The 232-nt window shown below is 68.1% G+C and carries 1 protein-coding gene; it reads right to left on the minus strand.

Going from position 1 to position 232, the window contains the following annotated elements:
• Positions 1-21 precede the first annotated feature (21 nt).
• On the minus strand, positions 22-232 hold a 211-nt coding region (locus tag AC0IVP_RS22255), incomplete at its 5' end, for a DnaB-like helicase C-terminal domain-containing protein (protein WP_471759322.1).

Raw genomic sequence — 232 nt, forward strand, 5'->3', positions numbered from 1 at the left:
GCACGTCGGGGGGGGTCACGGTCAGGTCGCCATGTCCACGCAGCGCGAGTAGTGACCCTGGAAGGCGCCGGTGACGTTCGCGGTGGGGCCGTTGCGGTGCTTGACCAGCATGATGTCGGCCTCGCCGGCCCGCGGGGACTCCTGCTCGTACATGTCCTCGCGGTGGATCAACATCACCATGTCGGCGTCCTGCTCGATGGAGCCGGACTCACGGAGGTCGGACAGCATCGGC

Source organism: Klenkia sp. AC732 (genome assembly GCF_979256525.1).